The following is a 14,810-nucleotide window of genomic DNA, read 5'->3' on the forward strand; positions in this document are numbered from 1 at the left end:
CGGGGCCGGGGAGGGTCGGCGGCCGTGCGTACCCTGAGGGGATGGACCAGGGCGGAACGGAGGTGACGGCCCCCGACGCGCGCACCGCCTACCTCCCCGACCGCGAGGTCGACCTCCGGCTCGTGCTGCGTCCGCTGTTCCGCGGGGTCGTGGATCCGACCTGCCGCTGGGACGCCGCCCCGCCCGGATCCCGCCGCGTCGGCGTCTGGCGCACGGCCCGGACGCCCCTCGGGAACGCGTCGCTGCGGCTGGACCCGCGCCCCGACGGCGGGGTCGAGGCGCGCGCCTGGGGCCCCGGCGCCGAGTGGGCGATCGCGGGCGTGCCGGAGCTCCTCGGCGAGGGCGACGACTGGTCCGACCTCGACGTCTCCGCGCATCCCCTCCTCCGCGACGCGCACCGCCGCCTGCCCGCGCTCCGGCTGATGCGCACGAACCACGTGTTCGAGGCCATGGCGTCCGCGGTGCTCGAGCAGAAGGTCACCGGGCTCGAGGCCAGGCGGGCGTGGCGGCAGCTGATCCTCGCGCACGGCGAGCCCGCGCCCGGCCCCGTGCCCGTCGGCATGCGCGTGCTGCCGTCGCCTGAGCGCTGGCGGCTCATCCCGTCGTGGGAGTGGCACCGCGCGGGCGTGGATCCGAAGCGGTCGCGCACGCTCATCGCGGTCGCGACCTCGGCGGCGGGCCTCGAGCGCACGCTCGCGCTCGGGCGGGGGAGCGACGAGATCACGCGGCGCCTGCGGTCGATCCCGGGGGTGGGGATCTGGACGGCGGCCGAGACCACGCAGCGCGCCCACGGCGATCCCGACTCCGTCAGCGTCGGCGACTACCACGTGCACGACACCGTGGGATGGGCGCTCGCCGGCCACGCGGTGGACGACGACGGGATGCTCGAGCTGCTCGAGCCGTGGCGCGGACAGCGTCAGCGGGTGATGCGCCTCATCGAGTCGAGCGGGTTCCGGAAGCCCCGGTTCGGCCCGCGCATGACGGTGCAGGACCACCGCGCGCACTGAGCGACGCGGCGGCCCTGCGTCCGCGGATCAGCTGTCGGCCGCGATGCCGTCGGGCAGCTGCGCGCCCGCCTTCGTGAGCGCGTCCACGAGGTCCTGGCCGGCGACGGTCGTGATGATGTCGCCCTGGACCCGCAGGGTCGGGGTGCCCGTGACGCCCGCCGAGGTCGCGTCCGAGGTGTTGCTCGTGATCCACGACGAGTACTTCCCCTCGGCCACGCACGTGCGCGCCGCGTCCGCCGTGACGCCCTGCGTGGTGAGCCAGGTGACGAAGTCGGCGTGGGTCCAGGAGTCGGTGATGGTGGAGTGGTTGTCGAACAGGGCCGAGTGCACGGCAGGCCACTTGTCGGGCTCCTCGGCGAGCACGCACGCGGCGGCGCTGCCCGCGACGACCCCGTACTTCGTGACGATCTGGATGGGGTGGTAGACGATGCGCACCTGGCCCGTGGCGGCGATCCGGTCGAGCAGCGGGCCGGTCTCGGCCTCGTACTGCGCGCAGTGGGGGCACGAGTAGTCCTCGTACACGTCCATGGTGACGGGGGCGTCGGCCGCGCCCACGCTGACGCCGGTGGGCTCGGTCGCGATGCGCACCTGGTCGCCCGTGGACAGCGCCGCGGTCGTGTCCTGGGAGGGGCCCGCGGCGCTCGCCGCCTGGGACTGCCCGAGCAGGTAGACGCCGCCGGCGATGGCCGCGATCACGATGACGAGGCCACCCGCGACGGAGAACTGGGCGATGAGGCGGCGGCGCTTGCGGCGCCGGTCGTCGAGGGCCCTCTCGATGCGTGCCTTCTCGCGGATCGCGCGTACCTTCTCGTTCTCATGCCGGGCCATGGCCACGATCCTAGGGATCCGCATGCCCGCGCCCCTGGGAGGCGCCACAGCGCTGCGTATGGATAGGCTCGGCGCGTGCCCGACGACGTGACGAAAGTACCCCGCCTCCCCACCGGCCAGCAGCACGAGCTCACCGCGGAGGTGGACGGCCGCACCCAGCGCATCGTCGTCGCCGAGGTCGGCGCCGCGCTCCGCGTGCTCCAGGTCGACGGCACGGACCTCGTCCAGTCCTACCCGGACCACGCGCGGCCCCCCTTCTGCAGCGGCGTCGTGCTCGCGCCCTGGCCCAACCGGATCCGCGACGGCATCTGGGAGCAGGACGGCGTCACCCACCAGCTCGACATCACCGAGGTCGACCGCGAGAACGCGATCCACGGGCTGCTCCAGCACGCGCCGTACCGCCTCGTGGAGCGGGACGAGGTCTCGGTGACGCTCGCCGCCGACGTGCACCCCCAGCACGGCTACCCCTTCGCCCTCGAGACGAGCGTGCGCTACGAGCTCACGGGCTCCGGCGTCCGCGTGACGCATGTGATCCGCAACGTCGGCGACGCCGATGCGCCCGTCGCCGTCGGCACGCACCCCTTCCTCCGCGTGGGGGACGTGCCCACGGAGGAGCTCGAGGTCGTCATCGACGCGCCCACCCACATCGAGGTGGATCCCGTGCGCCTCAACCCCACGGGCGTCCAGACCCCGGTCGACGGCACGCGCTTCGACCTGCGCCAGGGCGTGCGCGTGCGCGACGCGCAGCTCGACGACGCGTGGGCCGACGCCCGCGTGGTCGACGGCGTCACCCGCCACGGCGTCCAGGCGCCCGACGGCCGGCGCACCGAGATCTGGGCCGACGGCGAGTTCACCTACTGGCAGGTCTTCGTCACGCCGTGGTACCCCGTCGCCGACGGCCACGTGTGGGCCGTCGCGGTGGAGCCGATGACGGCGCCGGCCGACGCGTTCAACTCGGGCGATGGCCTCATCACGCTCGCGCCCGGATCCGAGTGGTCGGGCACCTGGGGCATCGACCTGCACGACTGACCCGTGCGCGGTCGTCGCCTCCGGACGCCCCCGGGAGCCCGTGGTCGGAAACCGAAGCGGCCCGGGACGCCCGGCGCCGACCGTCCTAGCGTCGGAGCATGACCGACACCAGCGCGACCACCGCCCTCGACTCCATCACCGGCGTGCACCACGTGCGCCTCTCCGTCACCGACCTCGGCCGCTCGCGCGCCTTCTACGAGGGCGTGCTGGGCCTCACCCCCGCCATCGAGAGCGAGGGCGACGCGAGCGATCCCGCCGTGCGCGAGGATCCCGCGCAGTACTTCGGCGGCGTCATCTACGGCGTGGGCTCGCAGCTGCTCGGCCTCCGCCCGATCTCGGGCGACGGCGCCGCGTTCGACCCCGCGTCCCGCGGACTCGACCACGTGAGCCTCCAGGTGGGCTCGCGCGACGACCTCGTGCGCGCGGCGGCGCTGTTCGAGGAGCGCGGCATCGCCCACGGCGAGGTCATGGACTTCCCCACGGGCATGTCGATCCTCTCGGTGCAGGACCCCGACGACATCAACGTGGAGCTCGTCGCCGCGGGTTGATCCGCGCGCGTGCCTACAATTTCCTCTAGTGCCGAACCGCGCACCGCACCGGCCGAGGAGGACGCGATGACGACGACGGACCCGCTGGCGCTCGAGAGCCAGGTCTGCTTCCAGGCGGTGGTCGCCGCCCGCACCGTGGTCGCCGTATACCGGCCGATCCTCGAGCCCCTCGGCCTCACGCACACGCAGTACCTCGTGATGCTGGCGCTGTGGGAGCGGGACGACCGCTCGGTCTCGGACCTCGGATCCACCCTGCAGCTCGAGCCGGCGACGATCACCCCGCTGCTCAAGCGCCTGCAGGGGGCCGGGTTCGTCGACCGGGCCAGGAGCGCCGTGGACGAGCGCGTCGTGGTGGTCTCCCTCACGGACGCCGGCCGTGAGCTCCGCGGCCGCGCGGTCGACGTGCCCGCGCGGGCCGCGGCACGCACCGGCATGACCGTGGACGAGCTCGAGGCCCTGCGCGACGCGCTCGACGACGTGGTGGGGCGGCTCACGGGCGCGCTCGCGGAGGACGACGCCGCGGCCTGATCCGGCACGCGGCCGCATCGACCCGCGAGCGGGCGCGCATCGGCTGCACGGGTGATCAGCGCCCGACGTCGAAGGGCGCCCAGCTCGCGTCGGTGACGCGCGTCGTGCCGTCCACGGCCTCCACGGAGAGGGCCGCGCCGTCGAGCGTGCCGACCGTCGCGGTCGTGAGGACGGCCGCGTCACCGTCGACGAAGGCCTCCAGGGTGCGGTCGTCGAGGACGAGGTCCAGGGTCACCGGATCCGCGGGCGCCGCATCGGGCAGCGGCGCCGTGGCGGGCCGGTCGTAGGCGTCCGGCATGATCCCGTCCGGGTCGTCGTCGCGCACGACGAACGCCTGGCGCCTGGCCGCGTCGTAGCCGACCGTGACGGTGCCGCCCTCGGGGGAGGCGAGGCGCACGCGGGTCTCGCGCGCGGGATCCGCCGGGTCGGGCGTGAGCGTGAGGCGGAGGCGCGAGGGGCCGCGGGGTGACTCGGCGAGCGGGGTCGCGGCGTCGACGCGCGCGTCCGGGATGGCGCGGGCATCGCCCTCGCGTGCGGCGAGGGCGTCGAGGGGCGCCGAGCGCAGCGCCCAGCCCGCGCCGTCCTCCACCAGCCGCAGCTCGCGCACCAGCGACTGGCCGCCGCCCGCGCCGCCGTCCCGCAGCGGCAGCCGGTCCGCGTACTGCCAGCTGCTCGTCCAGCCCATCGCGTAGCGGCGGGTGGGCGCGGCGCCGCCGGTCGGATCCGCCCAGGTGACCCCCGCGTAGAGGTCGGCGCCCTGGTCGAGCCAGCGCGGCGCGTCGTCGTCGGTCGTGAAGCGCTCGCCGTCGAAGTCGCCGACCCAGTACGCGTACCCCGTGCCGCGGCCCTGGCGGGCGCCGTCCGCGCCGACCCCGAGGACCCAGCGGACGCGGTCGGGGTGGTCCGCGCTCGTGATGGGGAAGACGTCCGGCGTCTCGAGCGTGCCGAGGTCGTCGCGCGCGAAGTCGGAGCGGTAGGTCCAGTGGATGAGGTCCGGTGACGTGTAGAAGCCGATCCGCGTGCCCTCCGCGAGCGCCATGCTCCACCGCCCGTGCTCGCCGTCCCACACCACCTTGGGGTCGCGGAAGTCGGGGCCGCCCGGGTTGTCCAGGACGGGATTCCCCGCGTACGGCCGGAACCGGTAGCCGCCGTCGGTGGAGTAGTAGAGGGACTGCCGCTGCACGCCCTCGGACTGCTGCGTGAGGATCGCGATCACCGTGCCCGCGCCGAGGCCGGACGTGTTCCCGGTGTCGACCACGACGCTGCCGGTCTCCGCGTCGCCGAGCGGGGTGTCGTACTTGTCGACGGCGATGCCCTCGTCGTGCCACGTGACCATGTCGGCGGACGTGTAGTGGCGCCACGCGGATCCGTTCCCGCCCGGGTGGTCGACGTTGACGAGCGCGTAGGCGTGCCAGACGCCGTCGAGCAGGAAGGGGCGCTGCGGGTCGTTCATGAACTCGCCCGACGGGCGGATGTGGATGCCGTCGTCGGCGGCGCGGGGCGCGGGCGGCGGGGGCGCGACCGGCCCGCGGTCGGCGCCCGTGATGCCGCGCACGGCCACGACGAGGGCGGCGACCAGGAGGATCGCGACGGCCACGAGGAGGGCGCGGCGGTGACGGCGGGCGAGGGTTCGGATGCGGTCGCGCCATCGAGGCGCGACGCCCGCGGCAGGCGGTGGCGACGGTGGAGCGGTCATGTCGTCGGTCTCCTCGCGGTGGGGCGTTCGGGGGCAGACGGGTGGCGGAGCGGAGCGGGAGAGCATGCACCGCCGCACGACCGATCCGGCGACCGTACAGGTCGAACCGGGCCGCGTCCACCCCATTCGAGGGACACGCCCGGGATCCGGTGCCGACCCCGTCCGGGGGCGCGCCGGGACCCGATCACCCCCTAGGCTCCCAGACCGGGGGAGCGTGCACCGCGCGTCGCGATCGGACTCATCGATACGAGAACGAGAGTGAGAACAGGTGACCAAGAGAATCAGGCGCGGGCTGTCCGCGTCCGCTGCGGCGACCCTGGTGGTGGCGTCCGCGCTGCTCGCCGGCGGATCCGCCCAAGCCGCGGGCACGACGCCGCCGCGGCCCACCGTGCACACCCAGAAGGCGTACGCGCCGGAGGACGACTTCACGGCCCACTGGACCCGCGCGGACGCCAAGCAGATCGCGAAGCTGTCCGACCCGTCCGCGGCGCCCCGGACGAACTCCATGCCGGACGCGCTCACCATGCCGCAGGTGCCGCAGGACTTCCCGAGCATGACCGACAAGGCGTTCGTGTGGGACACCTGGCCGCTCACGGACTCGTCCGGCCAGACCTACAGCGTCGACGGCTACGACGTGATCTTCGCGCTCACGGCCCCGCGCACGCTGTCGTTCGACGACCGGCACACGGCCGCGAAGATCGGCTACTTCACCAGGCCCACCGGGATCCCGGCGGAGCAGCGGCCCGAGAACGGCGGCTGGACCTACCAGGGGAACGTGTTCGAGGACGGCGTCACGGACGGGGTGTTCCCCGACCAGTCGTTCACGCAGCAGGCCGAGTGGTCGGGATCCGCGCGGATCATGGCCGACGGCACGGTCAAGCTGTTCTTCACCGACGTGGCGTTCTACCGCGACGCGAAGGGGCAGGACGTGAAGCCCGCCGACCCCGTCATCTCGCTCAGCCAGGGGCGCATCGAGAAGACGGACGGCGCGGTCAAGGTCGCCGGCTTCGAGACGGTGACCCCGCTGCTGCGCCCCGACGGGCAGCGGTACCAGACGAAGGACCAGAACCCGTTCGTGAACTTCCGCGACCCGTTCACGTTCACGGATCCGGACCACCCCGGCAAGACGTACATGGTGTTCGAGGCCAACGTCGCCGGCAAGCGCGGCGAGCAGCAGTGCGACGCGACCGACCTCGGCTACCGGCCGGGCGATCCGGCGGCGGAGGACCCGAAGGAGGTCACCGCCACCGGCGCCAACCTGCAGATGGCGTCCATCGGCCTCGCGGTCGCGGACGACGCCGACCTCACCAAGTGGCACTACCTCGATCCGCTGCTCGAGTCGGCGTGCGTCACCGACCAGACCGAGCGGCCCGAGGTGATGATCGAGAACGGCAAGCACTACCTGTTCACGATCAGCCACCGGTCGACCTTCGCGAACGGCATCGACGGCCCCGAGGGCGTGTACGGCTTCGTGGGCAACGGTCTGCGGAGCGACTACAAGCCCATGAACGGCGGATCCGGCCTCGTGCTCGGCAATCCGACGAACCTCAACTACGCCGGCGGCACCGCGTACGCGCCCGACTACAACCAGACGCCGGGCGCGTTCCAGGCGTACTCGAGCTACATCCTCCCGGGCGGGCTGGTGGAGTCGTTCATCGACGCCGTCGGCTCGAAGGAGTCCTTCCGGCGCGGCGGGACGCTCGGGCCGACGGTGAAGCTGGAGTTCGACGGCGACACCTCGAAGCTCGACCGGGGCTACGGCGAGGGCGGGCTCGGCGGGTACGCCGACATCCCGACCACCCGGGTCTACGACCCGGCGCACCCGCCCCAGTAGGGCCAGGCGCGGCGACGGCGTCCTCCCGCCGTCGCCGCGTCCTCCCTGGCCGCTCATCTACACTTCCCTCGATGCCTGCCCCGTCCCCGATCCCGCCGCGTGTCCAGCGCGTGATCCGGGGGCTCGCCGCATCCACCACCGCCACGTTCGTGGCCGCCCTCTTCCACGAGGCCGGCGGCGGGGCCGCTCCGTCGTGGGGCGTCGTGGCGTTCGGGCTGGCGCTCGCGTCGCTCGCGGCCATCGCGCTCGCCGGCACCCGCACGGCCCTGTGGCGCCTCGTCGCCGCGGTGGGCGTCAGCCAGCTGCTCTTCCACGGCCTGTTCACGGCGGCGGGCGACGCGTCAGGCGCCGCCGTCGCGGCGGATCCGCACGCGGGCATGGGGCACGGTGCCGCCGTGCTCGCGCTCCCCGGCCTCGACCCGGCCGCCGCGTCCGCCGCCGGAGCATCGGGCGCGCTCGACCCCGCCATGCTCCTCTCGCACGGCGCGGCGCTGGTCGTCACCGTCCTCGCGCTGCGGCACGGCGAGGCGGCCATCCGCGCGCTCGTCGCCGCCTCCGCGCTCGGCGTCGTGCGCGCGCTCGCGATCCCGTTCCTCCGTCCCGAGGGGCGCCGCACCACGGCGCTCGCCCGGGCCGCCCGCGCGCCGCTCGCGCTGCGCGACCTCTGCGCGCGCCTCGGGCGCCTCCGGCACCGCGGCCCGCCGCGCGGACACGCGCTCGCCGCCGCCTGACGCGCCGGCCGGATCCCGCGCCCCGCGGATCCCGGCCCACCGCGCGAGACCGCTCGCGCCGCGGACGCGATGCCCGCGCATCGGCCCGCCCCCCCCTCTCTCTCCCTCACCGGACGTCGGCACCGCCGCGTCCGCTCCCGGGGCCGCCCCGCGCGGCCCGGAACAGGACACCAGCGAATGACCACCTCATCCCCCTCCACCTCCCGCCGTCGGATCCTCCGCTCGGCCACCGCGCTCATCGGCGGCGTCGCGCTCGCCGTCGCCGTGCCGCTCGCGGCCTCCGCGCACGTGCGCGTCTCGCCCGACCAGGCGGCCGCAGGCAGCTACAGCACGCTGACCTTCAAGGTGCCCACCGAGTCGGCGACCGCGACGACCACGAGCGTCACCGTCGACCTGCCCAAGGACACCCCGTTCTCGAGCCTCTCCACCGAGCCCGTGCCCGGCTGGACCGCGAAGGTCACGACGGAGAAGCTCGACACCCCGGTGAAGACGGACGACGCCACCATCACGGACGCGCCCATCGAGGTCACCTGGACCGCCGACGACGGCGTGGGCATCAAGGCCGGCGAGTTCCAGCGCTTCACGGTCTCGGTCGGTCCCGTGCCCGACACCGGCAGCATCATGCTCCCCGCGCACCAGGGCTACTCCGACGGATCCGTCGTCGACTGGGACCAGGCCACCCCGGCCTCCGGCGAGGAGCCGGAGCACCCCGCGCCCACGCTCTACGTGGACGACGCCCCGCCCGCCGACTCCATGAGCGCGATGACGACCACCGCGGCGCCCGACGCGACCGTCACGACGGCGTCCGCCGACACCGGCGCCACGAGCAGCGCGGTCGCGGTCGGCCTCGGCGTGGGCGGCCTCGCCCTCGGCGCGGTGGCCCTCGTGGTCGCGGTCTTCGCCCTCACCCGCGTGCGCCGCGAGGGCGGCGGCCAGGCGTGACGCCCGGCGAGCGGATCCCGGCCCGCAGCGTGCGCGCGTCGACGACCCGTCGGCGGCTCGCCGCGGCGGTCGCGGGCGCGGCGCTCGCGACGGGCGCGTTCGCGCTCGCCGGACTGGCGCAGGGGAGCGGGCCCGACGGCGCGCTGTCGGCGTCCGCGCACGACTACCTCGTGTCGAGCTCGCCCGCGGCCGGATCCACCATCGACGCCGCGCCGGCGGAGGTCACGCTGACCTTCAACGACGTGATCCTCGACCTCGGCACGCCGGGCGGCTCGTCCATCGTGCAGGTGACGGGCCCGGACGCGCAGGGCACGCACTTCGAGACCGGCTGCGCCGTGAACTCCGGGCGCACCGTCTCGGTGCCGGTCGCGCTCGGCGGATCCGGGCAGTACACGGTCACGTGGCGCGTGGTCTCGGCCGACGGGCACCCGGTCTCCGACTCGATCGCGTTCACGTACCAGGCGCCCGCGGGCGCGACGCCCTCCGCGGGGACGGCCTCCGGCCCGGGCTGCGCGGCCGCCGCGGAGGGGGCCGCCGGATCCGGCGCGACCTCCTCAGGCGGGGCCGCCGGGTCCGCCGCCGACCCGGGCACCGCGGCCGGGCAGGAGCAGGGCCTGGCGCCCTACCTCGGCGTCATCGTCGGCGTGGGCATCGGGATCGTCGTGCTCGCGGCGGCCGCCGTCGTCCTCATCGTGGTGACCGGGCGGCGGAAGCCGGCCGCGGCGGCTGCGGCGGGGGAGGCCGGCGCACCGCGCGTGGGCGGCCCACCCGACGCCTGACCCGCGCGTCGCCGGCCGACGGGCCCGGATCCTCCCGGGGATCCGGGCCCGTCGTCGTCCCCGGGGCACCGCGGATCAGCCCGCGCCCGGCCCCATCACCTCGACGGCGCGGGCCAGGGCGTCGCGACAGGCGCGGATCCCCGGCCGGTCGAGGCTGCCCACGCGCGACGACGTGAACACCGTGCGCCGCGGCGAGCCGGGCAGGCCGATCAGCCGCACGTCGGGCTCGCGGCCGGCCCACACGAGATCGGGCAGCACGGAGGCCGCGTGCCCGCCGCGCACCAGGTCGATGTGCGCCTGCAGGTCGGCCGTCACGTACCGGACGTCCGGCTCGAAGCCCGCGACCCGGCACACCTGCTCGGCGAAGTGGCGCGACGCCGTGCCGGCGGGCTCCATCACCCACGGCAGGCGGCGGGCGTCGGAGATCGAGCGCACGTCGTCGCGACCGGGCGGGAGGCCGAGGCGGAGCGGATCCACGCACAGCTCCTCGCGGTCGAGGTCGGCCGGCCGCGGCGCCGCGTGCGCCGGGTACTGCTCCGCGATGACGAGGTCGTGGTCGCGCGCCCACACGTCGTGCAGGCCCGACTCGGGCTCGCGCATCGTGATCTCGACCCGGAGGTCCGGGTAGTCGTCGCGGAGGATCGTGAGCGCGGGCGGCACCAGCGCGAGCAGCGCCGACTGGAACGCCGCCACGCGGATGGTGCCGGACACGTTCGCGAGCGACGCGTTCACCTCGGTCTCGGCGCGCTCCAGCCGCTCGAGCAGCGCGGTCGTGTGCTCCACGAGGATCTCGGCCTGCGGCGTGAGCACCACCCGCCGGCCGACGCGGCGCAGCAGCGGCACGCCCGCCTCGCGCTCCAGCTGCGACAGCTGCTGCGACACCGACGACGGGCTGAACGAGAGCGCGTCGGCGACCGCGCCGATCGTGCCGCGGAGCTTGAGCTCGCGCAGGAGCCGCAGCCGTCGCATCTCGAGCACGTGCGCCTCCCGCGGGATCCCAGGCGAGCATGGAATCATCGGCAGGACCGCACGATGATCATCGGAAACGTTCAGCGCATCCGATGAGAGCATGGTCGCACACTGGGTGGACGCGCTCGCCGCGCGGACGACGACGGGGCCGAAGGCCCACACGAGACGAAGAGGTTCCCGCATGACCGCCGAGACCGCATCCGCCCCCGAGACCGCGCAGATCCCGACGATCGACGGCGCCTCCGCCCCGGATCGCGCGGCCCTCGCCGACCGGTCCGTCGCGCTCGTGCGCACGTGGCTCGCCGAGGCGGCACAGCACCCCGCGGATCCGTCCGCCGAGCGCCTCGCCGGCGTCCTCAAGGACGAGAACGGCCTCGACTTCACGATCGGCTTCGTCGACCGGGTCGTGCGCCCCGAGGACCTGCCGGTCGCGGGCAACAGCCTCGCCGCGCTCACCGCCAAGACCCCCGGCTTCCTGCCCTGGTACATGCAGGGCGCGATCCGCGCGGGCGGCATCCTCGGCCCCGTCCTCCCGCAGGTGGTCGTCCCGGTCGCGCGCCGGGTGCTCCGCGAGATGGTCGGCCACCTCATCGTCGACGCGACGAGCGAGAAGCTCGGCCCGGCCATCGCGAAGCTGCGCCAGGGCGGATCCCGCCTCAACCTCAACCTGCTCGGCGAGGCCGTGCTCGGCGAGAAGGAGGCCGCGCGCCGCCTGGCGGGCACGCGCGAGCTGCTCGCGCGCGACGACGTGGACTACGTCTCCATCAAGGTGTCGAGCGTCGTCTCGCAGCTGTCGATGTGGGCGTTCGACGAGGCCGTCGAGAAGGTCGTCGAGCGGCTCACCCCGCTGTACGAGCTGGCGTCGGAGGCCGCCAGCCCCAAGTTCATCAACCTCGACATGGAGGAGTACAAGGACCTCGACCTCACCATCGAGGTGTTCACGCGCGTGCTCGACCAGCCGCAGCTGAAGGACCTCGAGGCCGGCATCGTGCTGCAGGCGTACCTGCCCGACGCGCTCGCGGGCCTCCAGCGGCTCACCGCGTGGGCGCAGGAGCGCCGTGCGGCGGGCGGGGCGCCCATCAAGGTCCGCATCGTCAAGGGCGCGAACCTCGCGATGGAGAACGTCGACGGCCGGATGCACGACTGGCCCGTCGCCACCTGGGCCACCAAGGAGCAGACCGACACGCACTACAAGCGGATGCTCGAGCACGCGCTCCAGCCGGCCGCGGCCGACGCCGTGAAGATCGGCGTCGCCGGCCACAACCTCTTCGACGTCGCGTACGCGTGGCTGCTCGCCGAGGAGCGCGGCGTCACCGACCGGATCGAGTTCGAGATGCTGCTCGGCATGGCGACCGGCCAGGCCGAGGCCGTGAAGCGCACGGTCGGCGGGCTGCTGCTCTACACGCCCGTGGTGCACCCGACCGAGTTCGACGTGGCCATCTCGTACCTCATCCGCCGCCTGGAGGAGAACGCGAGCCAGGAGAATTTCATGTCGGCGGTGTTCGAGCTGAGCACGTCGAGCGCGCTCTTCGCGCGCGAGGAGCAGCGGTTCCGGTCGTCGCTCGACGGCGTGGACGACACGATCCCGGCGCCGAACCGCACGCAGGACCGCCGCTTCCCGCCGGAGCTCGACGACGTGGATCCGCTGGCCGAGCCGGAGACGCCCGCCGAGCCCGAGGCGGAGGTCGACCCGCAGCTCACCAGCGTGGTCCAGGGCTTCACGCGCGGCTCGCTGCTGACGCCCGACGCGCTCGTCGACCCGGACGCCTCCGCGACGCCGTTCCACAACGCGGCCGACACGGATCCGGCGCTGCCCACGAACCGCGCCTGGGGCCGCGAGATCCTGGCGCGCGTCGAGGCCTCGCAGCTCGGCGTCGCGACCATCGAGGCCGCGCGCATCGACTCCACCGACCAGCTCGACGACCTCATCGACGGCGTCCGCACGGCCGCCGCGACCTGGGGCGCCCGCCCCGGCGACCAGCGCGCCGCCCTCCTGCACCGCGTGGGCGTCGCGATCGAGCGCAACCGCGCGCGCCTCATCGAGGTGATGGCGTCGGAGACCGGCAAGACCATCGCCGAGGCCGACCCCGAGGTCAGCGAGGCCGTGGACTTCGCGCACTACTACGCCGAGCGCGCCCGCGACCTCGACCGCGTGCAGGGCGCCCGCTTCGTGCCGTCGCGCGTCACCGTCGTGGCGCCGCCGTGGAACTTCCCCGTCGCGATCCCCGCGGGCAGCATGCTCGCGGCCCTCGCCTCCGGCAGCGGCGTGGTCGTGAAGCCCGCCGGCCAGGCCCGCCGCTCCGGCGCCGTGCTCGTCGAGGCGCTCCGCGAGGCCGGCGTGCCGCGCGAGCTGCTCGCGCTCGTCGACGCGGGCGAGGCCGAGTTCGGCGAGCACCTCATCTCCCACCCGGCGGTCGACCGCGTGATCCTCACGGGCGGCTACGAGACCGCCGAGGTCTTCCGCTCCTGGAAGAGCGACCTCCCGCTCCTCGCCGAGACCAGCGGCAAGAACGCCATCATCGTCACGCCCAGCGCCGACCTCGACCTGGCCGCGGCCGACGTCGTGAAGAGCGCGTTCGGCCACGCCGGTCAGAAGTGCTCGGCGGCGAGCCTGGTGATCCTCGTGGGCTCGGTCGGGAAGTCCCGCCGGTTCCTCACGCAGCTCACCGACGCGGTGTCGTCGCTGCGCGTGGGCTACCCGTCGGATCCCACCACGCAGATGGGCCCGATCATCGAGCCCGCCGCGGGCAAGCTCAAGCACGCGCTCACGCAGCTGGGCGTCGGCGAGAAGTGGCTCGTCGAGCCCGAGGCGAAGGACGAGACCGGCCGCCTCTGGACCCCCGGCGTCCGCGACGGCGTGAAGCCCGGGTCGTACTTCCACCTCACCGAGTTCTTCGGGCCCGTGCTCGGCGTGATGCGCGCGCGCACGCTCGAGGAGGCGATCCGCTTCCAGAACGCCATCCCCTACGGCCTCACCGCGGGCCTGCACAGCCTCGACGCGCGCGAGCTCGAGCAGTGGCTCGAGACCGTGGAGGCGGGCAACCTCTACGTCAACCGCGGGATCACGGGCGCGATCGTGCAGCGCCAGCCGTTCGGCGGCTGGAAGCGCTCCTCGGTCGGATCCGGCACCAAGGCCGGTGGCCCGAACTACCTCATGGGCCTCGGCTCCTGGGTCGCCGACGAGGGCCGCCACTCGAGCTCGCTGCACCTGCGCGGGCTGTCGCCGCGCGTCACCGAGCTCATCGAGTCGGCGCAGCCCGCCATCCGCTACGAGGACTTCGACCTCGTGCGCCGCTCCGCCCTCAGCGACGCGGTCGCGTGGCACGACGAGTTCGGCCAGGTGAAGGACCCGAGCGGGCTCGGCGTGGAGCGGAACCTGTTCCGCTACCGCCCGCTGCCCGTCACGGTGCGGCTCACGGAGTCCGGCGCGCTCGCCGACCTGCTGCGCGTGCTCGCGGCCGGGCGCCTCGCGCGCGCCGAGATGCACGTGTCGGTCCCGGGGATCCTCCCGGCCGGCCTCGGCCAGGTGCTCGACGACCTGCCGAGCGTGCACGTGACGATCGAGACGGACGAGGCGTGGCTCGCCCGCGTCGCCGCCGACGGGATCCCGACGGAGCGCGTGCGCCTCGTCGCCGCCCGGGACGCGCGGCTCGTGGAGGCGCGGGCCCTGTCCGACGCGCTCCGCGGCACGCCCGACGTGGCCGTCTTCGCCGACGAGGTGACCGCGGCCGGCCGCGTCGAGATGCTCACGTTCCTCCGCGAGCAGGCCATCAGCATCACGGCCCACCGCTTCGGCAACCCGGACGACTGGAGCGAGGCGGTCATCTAGGCGACCGCGGTCGGGGTCCGCGCGCTCGCGGTCTCGGCGCCGGACGGGACGCGGGTGCGGCACCGGGGATGATCCGCGCGCGGCCCGCCG

Annotated in this window: 12 protein-coding genes; 9 read left to right on the plus strand and 3 right to left on the minus strand. The window is 74.5% G+C overall.

Annotated features, from left to right (window positions below):
* Nucleotides 1–41: 41 nt before the first annotated feature.
* Nucleotides 42–1,007 carry a DNA-3-methyladenine glycosylase gene (locus tag ITJ40_RS02765; protein WP_194665634.1) on the plus strand — a complete coding sequence of 322 codons (966 nt, stop codon included), beginning with the start codon at nt 42–44 and terminating at the stop codon, nt 1,005–1,007.
* Between the two features lie 27 nt (nt 1,008–1,034).
* On the opposite strand, the gene ITJ40_RS02770 is transcribed toward ITJ40_RS02765, so the two are convergent.
* On the minus strand, nt 1,035–1,835 hold the full coding sequence (locus ITJ40_RS02770; RefSeq protein ID WP_194665635.1) for a thioredoxin domain-containing protein: 801 nt from the start codon (nt 1,833–1,835) through the stop codon (nt 1,035–1,037).
* 75 nt (nt 1,836–1,910) lie between these two features.
* On the opposite strand from ITJ40_RS02770, the gene ITJ40_RS02775 reads away from it, so the two are divergent.
* The 3 genes from ITJ40_RS02775 to ITJ40_RS02785 all read left to right on the plus strand — a co-directional run bounded on the left by ITJ40_RS02775 (nt 1,911) and on the right by ITJ40_RS02785 (nt 3,940).
* Nucleotides 1,911–2,864, plus strand: a complete 954-nt coding sequence (locus tag ITJ40_RS02775; RefSeq protein WP_194665636.1) for an aldose 1-epimerase family protein — start codon at nt 1,911–1,913, stop codon at nt 2,862–2,864.
* Nucleotides 2,865–2,962: 98 nt separating this feature from the next.
* The gene (locus ITJ40_RS02780; RefSeq protein WP_194665637.1) at nt 2,963–3,412 is read left to right on the plus strand and encodes a VOC family protein; all 450 of its coding nucleotides are present in this window, start codon (nt 2,963–2,965) and stop codon (nt 3,410–3,412) included.
* A 66-nt stretch (nt 3,413–3,478) separates the two neighbouring features.
* Nucleotides 3,479–3,940, plus strand: a complete 462-nt coding sequence (locus ITJ40_RS02785; protein WP_194665638.1) for a MarR family winged helix-turn-helix transcriptional regulator — start codon at nt 3,479–3,481, stop codon at nt 3,938–3,940.
* A gap of 55 nt (nt 3,941–3,995) precedes the next feature.
* On the opposite strand, the gene ITJ40_RS02790 is transcribed toward ITJ40_RS02785, so the two are convergent.
* Nucleotides 3,996–5,636, minus strand: a complete 1,641-nt coding sequence (locus tag ITJ40_RS02790) for a glycoside hydrolase family 32 protein (protein WP_194665639.1) — start codon at nt 5,634–5,636, stop codon at nt 3,996–3,998.
* Nucleotides 5,637–5,904: 268 nt separating this feature from the next.
* Between ITJ40_RS02790 and ITJ40_RS02795 the strand changes: the two genes are divergently transcribed.
* From ITJ40_RS02795 to ITJ40_RS02810, 4 genes are all read left to right on the plus strand, one after another.
* Nucleotides 5,905–7,470 carry a glycoside hydrolase family 68 protein gene (locus ITJ40_RS02795; protein WP_194665640.1) on the plus strand — a complete coding sequence of 522 codons (1,566 nt, stop codon included), beginning with the start codon at nt 5,905–5,907 and terminating at the stop codon, nt 7,468–7,470.
* A 71-nt stretch (nt 7,471–7,541) separates the two neighbouring features.
* On the plus strand, nt 7,542–8,201 hold the full coding sequence (locus ITJ40_RS02800; protein ID WP_194665641.1) for a hypothetical protein: 660 nt from the start codon (nt 7,542–7,544) through the stop codon (nt 8,199–8,201).
* A 177-nt stretch (nt 8,202–8,378) separates the two neighbouring features.
* Nucleotides 8,379–9,143, plus strand: coding sequence for a YcnI family protein (locus ITJ40_RS02805; RefSeq protein WP_194665642.1), 765 nt, complete (start codon nt 8,379–8,381; stop codon nt 9,141–9,143).
* On the plus strand, nt 9,140–9,922 hold the full coding sequence (locus ITJ40_RS02810; RefSeq protein ID WP_194665643.1) for a copper resistance CopC family protein: 783 nt from the start codon (nt 9,140–9,142) through the stop codon (nt 9,920–9,922). The genes ITJ40_RS02805 and ITJ40_RS02810 overlap by 4 nt, the downstream gene beginning before the upstream one ends.
* Before the next feature lie 75 nt (nt 9,923–9,997).
* Here the strand turns inward: ITJ40_RS02810 and ITJ40_RS02815 are convergent, their stop codons facing one another.
* Nucleotides 9,998–10,900 carry a LysR family transcriptional regulator gene (locus tag ITJ40_RS02815; protein ID WP_194665644.1) on the minus strand — a complete coding sequence of 301 codons (903 nt, stop codon included), beginning with the start codon at nt 10,898–10,900 and terminating at the stop codon, nt 9,998–10,000.
* 172 nt (nt 10,901–11,072) lie between these two features.
* On the opposite strand from ITJ40_RS02815, the gene ITJ40_RS02820 reads away from it, so the two are divergent.
* Nucleotides 11,073–14,720, plus strand: coding sequence for a proline dehydrogenase family protein (locus ITJ40_RS02820; protein WP_194665645.1), 3,648 nt, complete (start codon nt 11,073–11,075; stop codon nt 14,718–14,720).
* Nucleotides 14,721–14,810: the final 90 nt, after the last annotated feature.

It is taken from the genome of Clavibacter sp. VKM Ac-2872, from assembly GCF_015351105.1.
In the GTDB taxonomy this organism is placed as follows: Bacteria; Actinomycetota; Actinomycetes; order Actinomycetales; family Microbacteriaceae; genus Clavibacter.

Bases quoted from the DNA above. Each gene is read 5' to 3' on its own strand.
- ITJ40_RS02790 (WP_194665639.1), bottom strand. From the start codon at position 5,636: ATGACCGCTCCACCGTCGCCACCGCCTGCCGCGGGCGTCGCGCCTCGA.
- ITJ40_RS02770 (WP_194665635.1), bottom strand. From the start codon at position 1,835: ATGGCCCGGCATGAGAACGAGAAGGTACGCGCGATCCGCGAGAAGGCA.
- ITJ40_RS02765 (WP_194665634.1), top strand. From the start codon at position 42: ATGGACCAGGGCGGAACGGAGGTGACGGCCCCCGACGCGCGCACCGCC.
- ITJ40_RS02780 (WP_194665637.1), top strand. From the start codon at position 2,963: ATGACCGACACCAGCGCGACCACCGCCCTCGACTCCATCACCGGCGTG.
- ITJ40_RS02785 (WP_194665638.1), top strand. From the start codon at position 3,479: ATGACGACGACGGACCCGCTGGCGCTCGAGAGCCAGGTCTGCTTCCAG.
- ITJ40_RS02820 (WP_194665645.1), top strand. From the start codon at position 11,073: ATGACCGCCGAGACCGCATCCGCCCCCGAGACCGCGCAGATCCCGACG.
- ITJ40_RS02805 (WP_194665642.1), top strand. From the start codon at position 8,379: ATGACCACCTCATCCCCCTCCACCTCCCGCCGTCGGATCCTCCGCTCG.
- ITJ40_RS02800 (WP_194665641.1), top strand. From the start codon at position 7,542: ATGCCTGCCCCGTCCCCGATCCCGCCGCGTGTCCAGCGCGTGATCCGG.